The 13,081-nt window shown below is 49.4% G+C and carries 16 protein-coding genes; 10 read left to right on the top strand and 6 right to left on the bottom strand.

What is annotated here, in order from left to right; translation table 11 throughout:
• Window positions 1-34 precede the first annotated feature (34 nt).
• Window positions 35-1,402 carry a BatD family protein gene (locus DFER_RS20215; protein ID WP_229206064.1) on the top strand — a complete coding sequence of 456 codons (1,368 nt, stop codon included), beginning with the start codon at window positions 35-37 and terminating at the stop codon, window positions 1,400-1,402.
• 5 nt (window positions 1,403-1,407) lie between these two features.
• Entirely contained in the window at window positions 1,408-2,487 is a 1,080-nt protein-coding gene (gene aroC / locus DFER_RS20220; RefSeq protein WP_015813510.1) for a chorismate synthase, read from the top strand.
• A gap of 1 nt (window position 2,488) precedes the next feature.
• Here aroC and DFER_RS29945 read toward each other — a convergent pair whose 3' ends face one another.
• The 3 genes from DFER_RS29945 to DFER_RS20230 all read right to left on the bottom strand — a co-directional run bounded on the left by DFER_RS29945 (window position 2,489) and on the right by DFER_RS20230 (window position 5,194).
• Complete coding sequence (locus DFER_RS29945) at window positions 2,489-2,683, bottom strand: hypothetical protein (RefSeq protein WP_143828772.1); 195 nt, start codon at window positions 2,681-2,683, stop codon at window positions 2,489-2,491.
• Between the two features lie 132 nt (window positions 2,684-2,815).
• The gene (locus DFER_RS20225) at window positions 2,816-4,159 is read right to left on the bottom strand and encodes a Gfo/Idh/MocA family protein (RefSeq protein WP_015813512.1); all 1,344 of its coding nucleotides are present in this window, start codon (window positions 4,157-4,159) and stop codon (window positions 2,816-2,818) included.
• 24 nt (window positions 4,160-4,183) lie between these two features.
• Entirely contained in the window at window positions 4,184-5,194 is a 1,011-nt protein-coding gene (locus DFER_RS20230) for a formylglycine-generating enzyme family protein (protein ID WP_015813513.1), read from the bottom strand.
• Between the two features lie 111 nt (window positions 5,195-5,305).
• Between DFER_RS20230 and DFER_RS20235 the strand changes: the two genes are divergently transcribed.
• Window positions 5,306-7,198: an ABC-F family ATP-binding cassette domain-containing protein gene (locus DFER_RS20235; RefSeq protein WP_015813514.1), complete on the top strand. Its 1,893-nt coding sequence runs from the start codon at window positions 5,306-5,308 to the stop codon at window positions 7,196-7,198.
• A 64-nt stretch (window positions 7,199-7,262) separates the two neighbouring features.
• Window positions 7,263-7,895: a DedA family protein gene (locus tag DFER_RS20240; RefSeq protein ID WP_041736548.1), complete on the top strand. Its 633-nt coding sequence runs from the start codon at window positions 7,263-7,265 to the stop codon at window positions 7,893-7,895.
• A gap of 3 nt (window positions 7,896-7,898) precedes the next feature.
• Here DFER_RS20240 and DFER_RS20245 read toward each other — a convergent pair whose 3' ends face one another.
• The gene (locus tag DFER_RS20245; RefSeq protein ID WP_015813516.1) at window positions 7,899-8,228 is read right to left on the bottom strand and encodes a helix-turn-helix domain-containing protein; all 330 of its coding nucleotides are present in this window, start codon (window positions 8,226-8,228) and stop codon (window positions 7,899-7,901) included.
• Between the two features lie 206 nt (window positions 8,229-8,434).
• Here DFER_RS20245 and DFER_RS20255 point away from each other — a divergent pair, with 206 nt between their 5' ends.
• From DFER_RS20255 to DFER_RS20265, 3 genes are all read left to right on the top strand, one after another.
• Entirely contained in the window at window positions 8,435-8,845 is a 411-nt protein-coding gene (locus DFER_RS20255; RefSeq protein ID WP_041735346.1) for a hypothetical protein, read from the top strand.
• Between the two features lie 147 nt (window positions 8,846-8,992).
• Complete coding sequence (locus DFER_RS20260; protein WP_041735348.1) at window positions 8,993-9,352, top strand: hypothetical protein; 360 nt, start codon at window positions 8,993-8,995, stop codon at window positions 9,350-9,352.
• A 23-nt stretch (window positions 9,353-9,375) separates the two neighbouring features.
• Entirely contained in the window at window positions 9,376-9,939 is a 564-nt protein-coding gene (locus DFER_RS20265; RefSeq protein WP_015813518.1) for a hypothetical protein, read from the top strand.
• Here DFER_RS20265 and DFER_RS20270 read toward each other — a convergent pair.
• Entirely contained in the window at window positions 9,900-10,427 is a 528-nt protein-coding gene (locus DFER_RS20270) for a gamma carbonic anhydrase family protein (RefSeq protein ID WP_015813519.1), read from the bottom strand. The genes DFER_RS20265 and DFER_RS20270 overlap by 40 nt on opposite strands.
• 91 nt (window positions 10,428-10,518) lie before the next feature.
• Here DFER_RS20270 and DFER_RS20275 point away from each other — a divergent pair, with 91 nt between their 5' ends.
• Window positions 10,519-11,079 (top strand): YqgE/AlgH family protein, encoded by a 561-nt coding sequence (locus DFER_RS20275; protein WP_015813520.1) that lies wholly within the window; start codon window positions 10,519-10,521, stop codon window positions 11,077-11,079.
• A gap of 3 nt (window positions 11,080-11,082) precedes the next feature.
• On the opposite strand, the gene DFER_RS20280 is transcribed toward DFER_RS20275, so the two are convergent.
• Complete coding sequence (locus DFER_RS20280) at window positions 11,083-11,304, bottom strand: hypothetical protein (RefSeq protein WP_229206065.1); 222 nt, start codon at window positions 11,302-11,304, stop codon at window positions 11,083-11,085.
• 171 nt (window positions 11,305-11,475) lie between these two features.
• Between DFER_RS20280 and DFER_RS20285 the strand changes: the two genes are divergently transcribed.
• Complete coding sequence (locus DFER_RS20285) at window positions 11,476-12,732, top strand: metallophosphoesterase (RefSeq protein ID WP_015813522.1); 1,257 nt, start codon at window positions 11,476-11,478, stop codon at window positions 12,730-12,732.
• A 90-nt stretch (window positions 12,733-12,822) separates the two neighbouring features.
• Window positions 12,823-13,038 carry a hypothetical protein gene (locus DFER_RS20290; protein WP_015813523.1) on the top strand — a complete coding sequence of 72 codons (216 nt, stop codon included), beginning with the start codon at window positions 12,823-12,825 and terminating at the stop codon, window positions 13,036-13,038.
• The last annotated feature ends 43 nt before the right edge of the window (window positions 13,039-13,081 follow it).

A 13,081-nucleotide genomic window follows, 5' to 3' on the forward strand; every position in this document is an offset into this window, starting at 1 on the left:
TGAAATGAAATTATATGCGTTATTAAATATTTTTTTGTGTTTTTCTGGTATCGCACTGGCGCAGTCTCCCGAAAACCCGGCCACCATCGAATATGGCTCTAAAAACCTGACGTTGGATCAGCCGTTCCTCATATCGGTTGTGCTGCGGGATGTAGAGACCCGCCCGTCGGTGATCTTCCCCGAAATCAAGGACTTGGAGAAAAGAAGCAAGTCGGCCACGAGTTCGGTAAGTACGGTTGATGGCAGGAAGGTGGTGATCCAAACCATTACCCAGGAGTATTACGCCAGGAAAGCGGGAAATTATCTGATACCTGAATTTACATTGACCGTCAATAACCAAAGACTGCGGTCGGAGGAAACGATGGTTGTGTTCGCAAAGACAGGCGAGGCGGATGAAAGTGCATTGGCGGATGACGTAGCCGTGACCGAGGTGGATGATAACAGTCAATCGGTGTTTTTGTCGGTACAGACGGATAAAAAGCAGGTTTACATACGTCAGGGCTTCGCGGTGCGGATATCGCTTTATATCGCAGAAAATGCGCCGGTTCAAATGGAATTCTACCGGTTTAATGAGCAGTTGCAGGCCATATTGAAGGCCGTGAGGCCGGTGAACTGCTGGGAGGAGAACATCGGGGTAGAAGAGCTGATCCGACGAAAGGTCACGATCCGCGGCAGAAAATATGCCGAATACAATATGTACCAGGCACGGCTCTTTCCGATCACGACGGAGGACATTGTGCTTCCGTCCGTGAAGCTGGACATGCTGGTGACCGAAAGCGGCGGGGCGGTGAATGTGGAGAAAAAGCTTGTAAAGGGATTCTACTCGCGGCCGGTTACGGTTGTGGTAAGGCAGTTGCCGGACCATCCCCTGCGTGACCAGGTCGCCGTAGGACAGTATAGCTTAAAAGAGCGGCTCTCGAGCGATCTTGTGTATCCGGGCGAAAGCGTGAGATATATGTTTAAGGTAGAAGGGGTAGGGAACATTGCGGCCATTCCGGCGCCGGTGATTCAGGCAAGTTCCTCGTTCGATATTTACCCTCCCGAGCGGAGCCAGGTGATCAGGCGGAGCTATCAGAATGTAGTAGGTGAAATGACGTTCGATTATTTCGTCGTGCCCCGAAAAGATGGTGAATTCCCGCTTAGCCGCTATTTTCACTGGATTTATTTCGATGTGGAAAAGCAGAAATATGACACGCTCACGTCCGCGGCCTCGCTGGAAGTGAGGGGAGACGATTATAAACTCGCCAACTTGTCGCTCTCGGGCTCTTCGGGATTGTATGATAACCTCGAAAACCTCGACAGCAGCCGCATGGCGATCGACTATAAAGAGATTCTGAAAGATTTAACCAACATCCTCATCGTGTTGTTGCTGATAACAATGGTGTGGGTATTTAGAAAGTAAATTTAATGGGCAGTACATACGGAAAGATATTCAAAATAGCCACTTTCGGCGAATCGCACGGGGTAGGAATAGGCGTGGTGATCGAGGGCTGCCCGGCGGGTGTGACTTTCGATTCAGATTTTATTCAAAGCGAACTCACGCGCAGGAAGCCCGGACAGTCCCGGATCACGACCCAACGCAAGGAGGCCGACGAATTTGAAGTATTATCGGGGGTTTTCGAAGGAAAAACGACCGGCACGCCCATTGCGATGGTGATCCGGAACGAAGACCAGCGGAGCAAGGATTACTCGCACATAGCGGCGCAATTCAGGCCTTCTCATGCCGATTATACCTATCAGGTCAAATACGGCGTGCGCGACTATCGTGGCGGAGGGCGCAGTTCTGCACGCGAAACGGCAGCACGCGTAGCCGCGGGAGCGCTCGCGAAGCTGATGCTGGCCGAATTGGGGATCAGCATCCAGGCTTACGTATCACAGGTGGGCACTATGAAGCTGGAAAAAAGCTACCAGGAACTGGACCTTTCCGAAACGGAAAACAATGCAGTGCGCTGCCCGGACCCTGAAATGGCCCAGCAAATGTTCGATTACATCGACGGCATCCGCAAGCAAGGCGATTCGATCGGTGGTGTGGTGAATTGTGTGGTAAAAGGAACGCCGGCCGGCTGGGGTGAACCCGTGTTCGACAAACTCCATGCGGAGCTCGGGAAAGCTATGCTAAGCATTAATGCCGTAAAGGGCTTTGAATACGGCAGCGGTTTCGACGGCGTGCTGCTACCCGGCTCACAGCACAATGACGCTTTCTATACCGATGAAAACGGCAATGTCCACACGCGTACCAACCATTCAGGAGGCATTCAAGGGGGTATTTCAAATGGAGAGGATATCTATTTCCGCACTGCTTTCAAACCGGTAGCAACTATTATGCAAGACCAGGAGAGCGTCGATCAGTTCGGTAACGTGGCCGTTGTGCAAGGGAAAGGACGCCATGATCCGTGCGTAGTGCCGCGCGCAGTGCCCATCGTAGAGGCGATGACGGCATTGGTTCTGGCGGACTTTTATCTTAGAAACAGATCCAGCAAGCTGTAATTTAGACCTTGTGACGTCTTCTGCGGAGATTAAGGCTCAGCACCAGCCAGATCGTCCCGACGAACTCAATTGCAAGGCCGCTCAGAATGACCGGATCGCTGAATTGCGTTTGGGATGAATTTAAAAACGAACCGGTTGCCAGCACGATCATACCGGCAAGGAGAATAAGTACAGCGTTTCTCAGGCTAAGTTTCACTGACTACATATTTCGTTCCACAATAAGTTTGTCAAGAATTCTCTTTACCGAATATAGCGATTCGTTCGGAGAAATGCTATTAAAATGCAAAATGGCCCGTTGAGGGCCATTTTGCATTAGTAGTCAAAAGGATCAGATTACCTGGGTTTTGCCCGGGATTGCAACCGGATAAAGACCGTCGGGACCCGGCAGGATTTTCGGAGATGCATCCCATGCCAGTTTATCCGGGAACAGGTTAATATCCGAGTTCAATGCCTCGTCCCATTTGATTTGCTTGCCCGAGTAGGTTGCCATACGGCCCATAATGGCCGTCATAGTGCTTTTTGCGCCATTTTCAGCGTCGGCAAATTTGTATTGGCCTTTCGCGATGGCAGCAAACAGCTCGTCGTGCTCTACCTGATATGGGTTTTTGTCGCCCTTATTATCGTGTTGATAAATCAGGCCTCCTTTGTAGTCTTTAAGAATCGTTCTTTTGTCGTCAAAGCTGTCGATGCGGCCTTTGGTACCCACGAATGCTTCGTCAACACGGTTCCAGGTTCCTTCGAACTGGCGGCATTGGCTGGAAATCACCGTTCCGTCCGCGTAAACGAGGTCGAGCGTGTGGTGATCGTAAATTTCACCGTATGCTTTGCCGGTCCGTACCTGGCGGCCGCCTGAGCCTTGGATCGATACAGGGTAACCGTTTTTCACCCAGTTGGCTACGTCGATATTGTGAACGTGCTGCTCTGAAATGTGATCGCCGCAAAGCCAGTTGAAATAATACCAGTTTCTCATTTGGTATTCCATTTCGGTCTGGTTAGCCTGGCGTTCTTTCATCCAAGGGCTGCTGCCGACCCAATACACCTGGCCGCCTACGATATCGCCCAGTGCGCCGTCGTGAATGCGTTTGATCGCCTCGCGGTAGTTGGCCTGGTAGTGGCGTTGCAGACCCACAACCACGTTCAATTTTTTCTTTTTCGCTTCTTCGGCTACTTCAAGCACTTTGCGGATACCTGGTGCATCGGTTGCAACCGGTTTTTCCATAAAAATATGCTTGTTGTTTTTCACAGCCTCTTCGAAATGCGATGGACGGAAGCCCGGAGGCGTTGCCAGGATCACCACATCCACGTCCTTCAATGCAATGGCTTTTTTGAATGCGTCGAATCCTACAAACTTCCGGTCTTCGGGTACATCCACTTTCGTTTTGATGTCAACCGGCTGTCCAGCAGCATTTTTATATTTTTTAGCTGTCAGGTTTTTGTAAGAATCATCGAGACGGTCCTTGAAAGCGTCGGCCATGGCCACGATCTGCACATTTTGCGAAGTGCTCAGCGCTTGCGCGGCTGCACCCGTTCCGCGACCGCCGCAGCCGATGAGGGCCACCTTGATCGTCTCGCCCACGGCGCTGTTATAGCCGTAGCCCGTAAACGGATTCAATATAGCACCGCCGGCGATGAGGCCCGATGCTTTCAAAAAATTACGTCTGTTTTGTTCCATTTCGAATTAAGAGTTTAAATATGATCAGTAGTCTTCAATCAATTTAGGGCTGTAATACGCATTGATCTCTTCCTGAGAAGGCGTTTTGAGCGGTCTTACAACGCGGAAACCTACAAACGACGCGCTCGTCATCCACCATTCCGATTTCGGCAATTGCGGATCGAGGATTTTCCATTCGGGCTTGGAAGCTACGCGGGCAGCGCTGCGGAGGTCTGCCGCTTCGTCGTCCCATGAACCTCCGCGCACGGAAGTAGGATAAAGCTCGGTCACCGGTGCGAATGCTTCGCCTTTCGGTTGCTTCGCGTAATAATCAGGAATGTACTGGTCGAGCGTCCATTCCATTACATTACCATGCATATCGTGCAAGCCCCACGCATTCGGCTTTTTAGTGCCTACTTTTTTATATGCAGCATCACTGTTTTTGCGGTACCATGCATATTCATCGATTTTGGATTCATCACCGAACGAATAAGGTGTTTTAGAGCCCGCGCGGCAAGCATATTCCCATTCGGCTTCGGTAGGCAGGCGGTAGAAAATGCCTGTTTTTTCATACAACCATTTGCAGAAGAAGATCGCCGCATATTGCGTCATATTGATCGCCGGATAACCAGAGCGGCCCATTCCGAAAGACATATCTACATAGGGAGGGGAGGGGCGGGTACTTGCGTCGGTTTTCTGAACGCTCTTGTCAGGGTCAGGGTGGCGTGCGCCCATTTCCTTTTCCATATTCTTGAAAGCGTACAAATCGTAAATATCCCAGGTCATTTCAGTTTTGCCCATCCAGAAAGGTTCGATTTTCACCTTGTGCTGGGGGCCTTCGTCGGCTCTGCGTCCTTTTTCACTCGCGGGGCTTCCCATCGTGTATTCGCCGCCCGGTATCGCCACCATGTCGTACACCTGAGGGCTGCCTCCGATCTTTTGGGTATAGCTTTTAAAATTACTGTCCTGCGCTACTGCTTTAAAACAAAGAAAAACGGTTAAGATTAGGTAAAGGGATTGTTTGGACATGATAATGAATGTGTTCAATGGAACCATCTAACTGAATATAAGTGGCAATATTAGCCTATTTACCCTATGAAAGCGAATTTTTTCTTCGTTGTTTAATATCTGTCCTAACTTTGCATATACAGAATTTTAGATTTAATCATGAATTATCTTTCGGCGGAAAATATTGCCAAGTCGTTCGGCGACCGGTGGCTTTTCAGGAATATCAGTTTCGGCATCAGTAAAGGGGACAAAGTGGCGTTGATCGGGACGAACGGAACCGGAAAAACCACATTCCTGAACATTCTCACCGGCAAGATTCCTGCCGACGAAGGTGAAGTGAGCATCCGCAAGGACATTCGCGTGGGTTACCTTGACCAAAGTCCTGCATTCGACGAATCGCTGCCGGTGCTTGAAGTGATATTTTCTTCCAACAATCCCGTGGCCCAGGTGGTGAAGCGCTATGAGCATGCCATCGAAACGGACAACCACGACGAACTCGCGCAGGTGATGGAGGATATGGATAAGTACAATGCGTGGGATTTTGAATACAGGACAAAGGAAATTCTCGGTCGCCTTGGCATTCATCATACCGACAATGCCTATGGAACGCTTTCCGGCGGACAGCGCAAGCGTGTGGCATTGGCGAAAGTCCTTCTCGAAGATCCCGACCTGCTCATTCTCGATGAACCTACCAACCACCTCGACCTCGATACCGTCGAATGGCTGGAAGAATACCTGAATACTTCCAACACAACATTATTGGTAGTAACCCACGACCGTTACTTCCTCGACACCGTCTGCAACCAGATGCTCGAACTCGACCATGGTTCGGCATACAGCTATAAAGGCAACTATTCCTATTTCCTCGAAAAGAAGGCCGAGCGCGAAGAACTCGAAGCCGCAACGATCGACAAGGCGCGCAACCTCATGCGCAAGGAACTGGACTGGATCAGAAGGCAGCCGAAAGCGCGTGGTACCAAAGCCAAATACCGCATCGACGCATTCGAGGACTTGAAGGAAAAGGCCAGCCAGAAGAAATTCGATGTGCAAATGGAGCTCAACGTACGCACTTCGCGCCTCGGGAGCAAGATTATTGAGCTGGAAAACATCAGCAAAGGTTTTGGCGAGCGCGAGTTGATCAAAAACTTCGAATACACATTCCGACGCGGCGATCGCATCGGTATTGTCGGTAAGAACGGAATGGGAAAATCGACGCTGCTGAACATGATCACCGGCGAATTGCAGCCTGATAAGGGCAAAATATCGACCGGCGAGACGGTGCAGTTTGGCTATTACAAACAGTCGGACCTGGTATTTAACGAAACCCAGCGTGTGATCGACATCGTGAAAGATGTGGCGGAAGTAGTGCAGCTCGGCACGGGCGAAACCGTTACCGTAGGCCATTTGTTGCAAGCATTCCTGTTCTCGCCATCGAAGCAATATGATTTTATTTCCAAACTCAGCGGAGGAGAAAGGCGCCGGTTGCAGCTTCTGTTAATTCTGATCAAGCAGCCGAATTTCCTGATCCTCGATGAGCCTACGAACGATCTGGACATCGACAGTTTGAATGTGCTGGAAGAGTTTTTGTTAAACTTCCCGGGCTGTCTGATGATCGTTTCCCACGACCGCTATTTCCTCGATCGCCTTGTCGAGCATATTTTTGTGTTTGAAGGCGAAGGTAAGATCAGCGATTTCCCGGGTAACTATACCGAGCTGCGTGACTATCAGGATGAGCAGGAGGCAGAAAAGAAACTGGCTGCGGCCAATGCTGCTGCGAAACCGGCGGCCAAAGAATTGGCACAGCCGAAAGAACCGGTTGCGGTGCCTGCCGCTGCGGCCAAAAGAAAGCTGAGCTATAAAGAGCAGAAAGAAATGGAGCAGCTGGAATCCGACATCGCGAAAATGGAGGAAACCAAAGCAAAACTTGTCGAAAACCTGAATAATGGAGGCTCGCACGAGGAATTGGCCAAATGGTCGAAGCAGATTGAAGAAATCAATGAAAGCCAGGCCGACAAGGAGCTGCGCTGGCTGGAACTGTCGGAAAATGCTTAAATTTAAAAGGTCAACAAACGGGTAACGAGACGCCGAAATGCGTGCCGGCCTAAGATTACAGATTATGGATTCAATTGTCGAGTTTTTCCAGTATATACTTAATTCAGAGGAGATCATCCGCACTGGCGGGCTTCTGGTGATCACATTTATTGTATTTGCTGAAAACGGGTTGTTTTTCGCATTCTTCCTGCCGGGCGACTACCTCGTGTTCCTCGCCGGCGTGTTCTGCGGCACCGGCATTCTCGACGTACCCATTCTGATCTTGCTCACAAGCATGCTAACCGCCGCGATACTGGGTTCGCTGGTAGGGTATATTTTCGGAAAGTACTTCGGCGATATGTTCGAAAACCGGCCTGATTCCTTCTTTTTTAAGAAAAAACACATTGAAACCACCCGAAATTATTTTGAAAAATACGGGAGTAGGACATTGATTATCAGTCGTTTCCTGCCGATCGTCCGCACATTTGCGCCTATTCTTGCTGGGCTTGTCAAAATGCCGTTTACTTCGTTCCTTGTCAACAATGTGGTGGGCGGGATGATCTGGATCTTCACTTTAACGGGCGGAGGTTACCTGTTCGGGGAGAAATTCCCGTGGATCGTCGACTACGTGCAGTACATTATATTATTCTTCCTCGCAATCACCACTTTCACGGTTATCAAGGGTTATCTGAACGCCCGCAAGGAAATGGCCGAATAGGCATCAGGCGGGGACCGGCAACGCTTTCTCCGCCCGCTGCTTGGGCAATGCCGACTTCCCTTTAAACATTACCGCCACTACCAGCGCCACATCGAGCTGCAAAGCGTTCGCAAGGTTTTGCAGTATCTGAATGTCCAGTCTCCTTTTGTTATTCTCAATTCTGTTGATCACGGAAGCCGACACATTCAAACTAGCTCCCAATGCCTCCTGGGATAGTCCTGCCCATTCCCTCAGCTTCCTGAAATTACTCCCGAAATCCGTCATAGTGTGCTTGTTTTTGAGTGACTTGACAAATTTAGCGGCTTTTTGAAATCCCCAAATAGCTAAGCCCATTCCTCCCGAATTATGTGCGGAAACCGCAAGTTGTCCTGCACTTTCCGCAACAGCATCAGGTAAGTATTTCGCTTGTTTTGTGAGGTAATTTCACATAGCGTAACAGTGAGATGGGTATTCATCAACAAACTTGACCAAAATGCTTTAAAAGGGGGCTTTTTCTCCCGATGCGCGATCATCTTCTCACACTTTAACCATTTAATGCCATGAAAAAGACAAGTATCAACCCCTTCCGTTTCTTATTCGTTGTATTCCTGTTCGCTGCAACATCTATTGTTCTTTCGGCTTGTAGTAAGTACCATGATGAAGTCAGCCCAACATCCACAGCGAAGACGACGGCAATGAAGAATGACGCATATGCAAAATTGGCACAAGCTAATTTCGGATCGTTGGACTGTTCAACCTTGAATGAGAATGCCCTGAATACTAAATACAGGAATAAGGCAATAGCCAAATACGGGGCGGCTACGGGGCCTTGGTTTGACGGCCTAGTCGCTGCGTACAAGATTAATCCTAATGCATATGCGTTAAATCCTGCATACTCAAAAATTTACAACTACAAGTCCCAGATTACCACGGCAATTCAAAAAGGAGCAAAGGACCTTGCGCTAAGTTAGTGCACCGATAATAGCCCGGGATGTAATGCGCAAATCTTCTGGAGTTCGTATCTAAAAGATGCGATCGATGTCTACCTCAACCCAATCAAAACTGCCATCACGAATGATGGGACGCTCACCCCTCTTGAAAAAGGCATATTAAATGCGGTGATACAGGCCTATTACGACAGTTTTGACGAGACGACAAATTACTATGCAACGGACGGAAAATTCTGCTTTCCAGATCCGTCATGGCATGGTTACGACAGCTATCAGGCGGATTTTTGGGGTGGTCTAGGAAAGGTAATCCGCAAGATTATCAACATTGCCGCTACAATGCTGACCGAAATCGTGGAGAATTCCGTCTACGGTGCACTGTTAGGCTTGATCGGAGGTGTGCCATTTGCTGGGGTAGGAACACTACTTGCTGCTGCTGGTGGAGCTGCCATCGGAAGTTTTGCTGGTACTATCGCTGGCATTAACAGATGCATGAATGGAGGGTATGTTTGTCTGGTTTCCTGTATCTGAGGCCTCAATTGGTAATGCCAGCCATGTTGATACGTCTTACACTACTTTGGGTAAGTGTAGTTTTGTGGTTGATTGTGCCTGCTACTTTTGCACAAAAGCCCTACTTCCTCATCCAATCCGTCAAAACAAAGGAAACGATCAAGGTTAAAAAAGGTCAGTATTTGCAATGCATTCAAAAGAATAAATTCGGGCAGGAGGAGTTTGTTTTTGGAGAGGTTACTGTCATAAGACATGACGGGATAAAGCTTCAGGATAACCCTTACATTCCCGGGAGCGGCGGTTTCGTTTTTTATGAGGACATTGTTAATATCGACAAAATCAAACTCTTGAAGCGAAGTATGCTGCCCGCATGTGTCGCGGGTATCGTAATTGGAGGACTTACGGTCGCTTTTCAGCTTTCAAAGTTTGTTTACCGACCATTGGAAGCTGTTGCCACGTATTACGTGATGTATCGTGCTGTAAAACGGAAAAGGAGATCGCTGTTCGAAAACCGTGTGCCGGAGGCAGTAATCTTGATCCCGCCGAGCGTGAGCATTGGGAATGACCGCTATTTTGATCCTTCTTCCTCCTTAAACCACCCCGAATAAATCAGATAGTTATTCGCCGTCCGGTCGATGGCCGCATTCAATTCCGGTGAGACGTCTTTCAGGTATTTGGCAGGGTTACCGGCGTAAATGGTGCCGGGAGGGACTTTGGTGCCTTGGGTGACGATCGCCCCGGCGGCGATGATTGCGCCTTCACCCACGACCGCGCCGTCCATGACGATCGCGCCCATGCCGATGAGCACGTGGTCTTCGATCGTGCAGCCATGTACGATGGCGTTGTGCGCGATGGAGACGTAGTTGCCGATCGTCGTCGCGAAGCGCTGGTACGTGCAGTGGATCACGGCGCCATCCTGAACATTGGAATGATGCCCGATGCGGATACTGTTCACGTCGCCGCGGATCACCGCGTTGAACCACACAGTACAATTTTCACCCATTACCACGTCGCCCACAATGGTGGCGTTTTCTGCAAACCAGCAACTCTCGTGGAACGTCGGGTGGTGTCCGCGGACAGATTTTACCAATGCCATGATCTTATTTTTATTACATTTTTGGGCAATATCAGTTTTTCAGTGCGAAAAATAAATATATTTCGTTGTTGAATTAACAATTTGCCAGGGTATGCCGTCAGCCGCAAAAGTTTCAAAAGGAAGCTTGCTTATCGCCAAGCCTTTTCTGGGCGATCCCAATTTTGAGAGGGGAGTGATTCTCATGTGTGAGCATAATGAAGAAGGAAGCTTTGGTTTTGTGCTGAACCAAACGACGGACCTTTTCCTGGGCGATGTGCTTGAAGAAACTATCTACCAGGATATTACATTGCATTTGGGTGGCCCTGTCGAGAAGAATACGCTGCATTTCATCCACCGCCGCCCCGACCTCGTCACGGGCGGTACAGAGATTATGAAGGATGTTTACTGGGGAGGCGATTTCAACAATGTGAAAACACTGCTCAACCTGAACACGCTGAAACAGGAAGACGTTATGTTTTTCATTGGCTACTCTGGATGGAGCGGCGGCCAGCTCGATGATGAGATCAAACAGGATTCCTGGATTATCTCATCCACCAGCTCCGATTTCCTTTTTTCAACACCGCCCGGCAACTTCTGGCGCGAAGTTCTCCGCAGTATGGGCGGCGAATACCGCTCCATTGCCCATTATCCCATCGATCCCCGGCTCAACTGAGGTTCAATTCGGTTGGTTGAGGCCTCTCACTGATTCGTAGTCGGATTTGATGCGGGCTACCTCGTGGGTAAGGAAATGCTGCAACTCCTCGTTGAATATCTTTTTCTCGTCTTCTGGCAGGGAGGCGTAAAGCTCCTTCAACTCCTTGTTGATCTCCGCTCTCTCCTGGTCGGACCCCGCATTCATCGAACGAATATGGAATCGTTTGAAATCATATTTTGGCATAACTCATATTGAATAGGGTACAAAAGTATCGAAAACCGCTAACCTGCTGAAATAAACCTTCGGCCCGTGCATTTTTCCTTTGCTGTACATTCGCTGTGAAATCCGGGTGGTGAGCTGAACGTGAAAGGTTTTAGATATGTTTGTCGTTGATATGACAACTATCATTTTAAAATGAATCGAACCTTCTTTTTTATCATACTTGCATTCATCCTGTTTGCCATCGACTGGTACGTCTGGCAGGGCTTGAAACTGGCCATTCGCGGCCTCGCTCCTTTGACACAACGCTGGATCGGCGGCGCATATTGGGCGCTGACCGTGCTCACTTTGGGCGCTTACATCGGCATGCAATTGCTCCCGCCGGATTATTTCAAAAGCACTACCCGCACATTTGTAGTCGCATTCATCGCCATTCCCTATCTCTCGAAACTGCTGGCGGTAGTGATCCTGCTGATCGACGACATCCGCCGCTTTTTTCAATGGATCGTCAGCTTTTTCGCTCCTTCCGTTGCAACGCCTTCGCCTGAAACCGGCGAGCCGACGATTCCGCGTTCACAGTTCCTGGCGACCACGGCTGTGGTTGCAGGGGCCGGTTTAATGGGCACGTTTGCATATGGAATCCTTTCGGGAGCGCACGATTACCGCATTCGCCGTGTGAAGGTGCCTTTGAAAAACCTTCCGCGACAGTTTCACGGCATGAAGATCGCCCAACTTTCCGACATCCACTCGGGTAGTTTTTTCAATAAAACAGCGGTGAAGGGCGGTGTGGAAATGTTGATGAAGGAAAAGCCGGATATCGCATTCTTCACCGGCGACCTGGTGAACGACCGGGCGATGGAGGTGAAGGATTATATCCATATTTTCGACAAAGTAAAAGCGCCGCTGGGTGTGCATTCGGTACTCGGCAACCACGATTATGGCGACTACTTCCACTGGGCGGACGTGCAGTCGAAAACCAATAATCTCTCAGATCTGAAAAAAGCGCATGAATTGCTGGGCTGGAAGCTGATGCTGGACGAAAACCGGCCCATTACCGTCGATGGCGAATCAATCGGGCTGATTGGCATTCAGAACTGGGGCGCGGGTAATTTTGCCAAATATGGAAACCTCGAAAAGGCTTATGCGCATACCGATGAATACCCGGTTAAAATATTGCTCTCGCACGATCCCAGCCATTGGGAAGCACAGGTTTTGCCGAAATATAAAGACATAGACCTTGCGCTTGCCGGTCACACACACGGGATGCAATTCGGTGTGGAAATCGGTAAAGTGAAGTGGAGCCCGGTGCAGTACCGCTACAAGCGATGGGCGGGACTTTACCAGGAGGAAGATCAGTACTTGTACGTCAACCGCGGATTTGGATATTTAGGGTATCCGGGCCGCGTGGGTATCCTCCCCGAAATCACAATCCTGGAATTGGTTAAAGCATAAAAATTTCGCAAAATTGCGAAAGGGTTGGCGCCAAACATACCGAAACCCGGAAGCAGGGCGTTGCATTAGTAACCTTTGAAGATCCATTTTATGAAAATCACGAAGAAAATTACTCCCTGGCTGCTCGTTCTGGCGCTGATTTGCGGCATTTCAGGCGTGGAAACGGCTTCCGCCGCAGCACCTGAGACAACGAAAGTGGGATTGTTCGGAAAGAAGAAAAAATACAAAGGCTACAAGAAACCGAAGTCCAAGAAATTCCTTGGGATATTCAAACGAAAAACCGATTGCGGCTGCCCTAATCACTAGGAACTTCCCGCCGTTACATTTTGTACATATTCAAGAGTAAGCA

The organism is Dyadobacter fermentans DSM 18053, from assembly GCF_000023125.1.
Lineage (GTDB): Bacteria > Bacteroidota > Bacteroidia > Cytophagales > Spirosomataceae > Dyadobacter > Dyadobacter fermentans.

Coding starts and splice junctions, on each gene's coding strand:
- DFER_RS20235 (WP_015813514.1), top strand. CDS start 5,306: ATGAATTATCTTTCGGCGGAAAATATTGCCAAGTCGTTCGGCGACCGG.
- aroC (WP_015813510.1), top strand. CDS start 1,408: ATGGGCAGTACATACGGAAAGATATTCAAAATAGCCACTTTCGGCGAA.
- DFER_RS20255 (WP_041735346.1), top strand. CDS start 8,435: ATGAAAAAGACAAGTATCAACCCCTTCCGTTTCTTATTCGTTGTATTC.
- DFER_RS20230 (WP_015813513.1), bottom strand. CDS start 5,194: ATGGTTCCATTGAACACATTCATTATCATGTCCAAACAATCCCTTTAC.
- DFER_RS20270 (WP_015813519.1), bottom strand. CDS start 10,427: ATGGCATTGGTAAAATCTGTCCGCGGACACCACCCGACGTTCCACGAG.
- DFER_RS20265 (WP_015813518.1), top strand. CDS start 9,376: ATGTTGATACGTCTTACACTACTTTGGGTAAGTGTAGTTTTGTGGTTG.
- DFER_RS20280 (WP_229206065.1), bottom strand. CDS start 11,304: ATGCCAAAATATGATTTCAAACGATTCCATATTCGTTCGATGAATGCG.
- DFER_RS20290 (WP_015813523.1), top strand. CDS start 12,823: ATGAAAATCACGAAGAAAATTACTCCCTGGCTGCTCGTTCTGGCGCTG.
- DFER_RS20245 (WP_015813516.1), bottom strand. CDS start 8,228: ATGGGCTTAGCTATTTGGGGATTTCAAAAAGCCGCTAAATTTGTCAAG.
- DFER_RS20285 (WP_015813522.1), top strand. CDS start 11,476: ATGAATCGAACCTTCTTTTTTATCATACTTGCATTCATCCTGTTTGCC.
- DFER_RS20240 (WP_041736548.1), top strand. CDS start 7,263: ATGGATTCAATTGTCGAGTTTTTCCAGTATATACTTAATTCAGAGGAG.
- DFER_RS20275 (WP_015813520.1), top strand. CDS start 10,519: ATGCCGTCAGCCGCAAAAGTTTCAAAAGGAAGCTTGCTTATCGCCAAG.
- DFER_RS20225 (WP_015813512.1), bottom strand. CDS start 4,159: ATGGAACAAAACAGACGTAATTTTTTGAAAGCATCGGGCCTCATCGCC.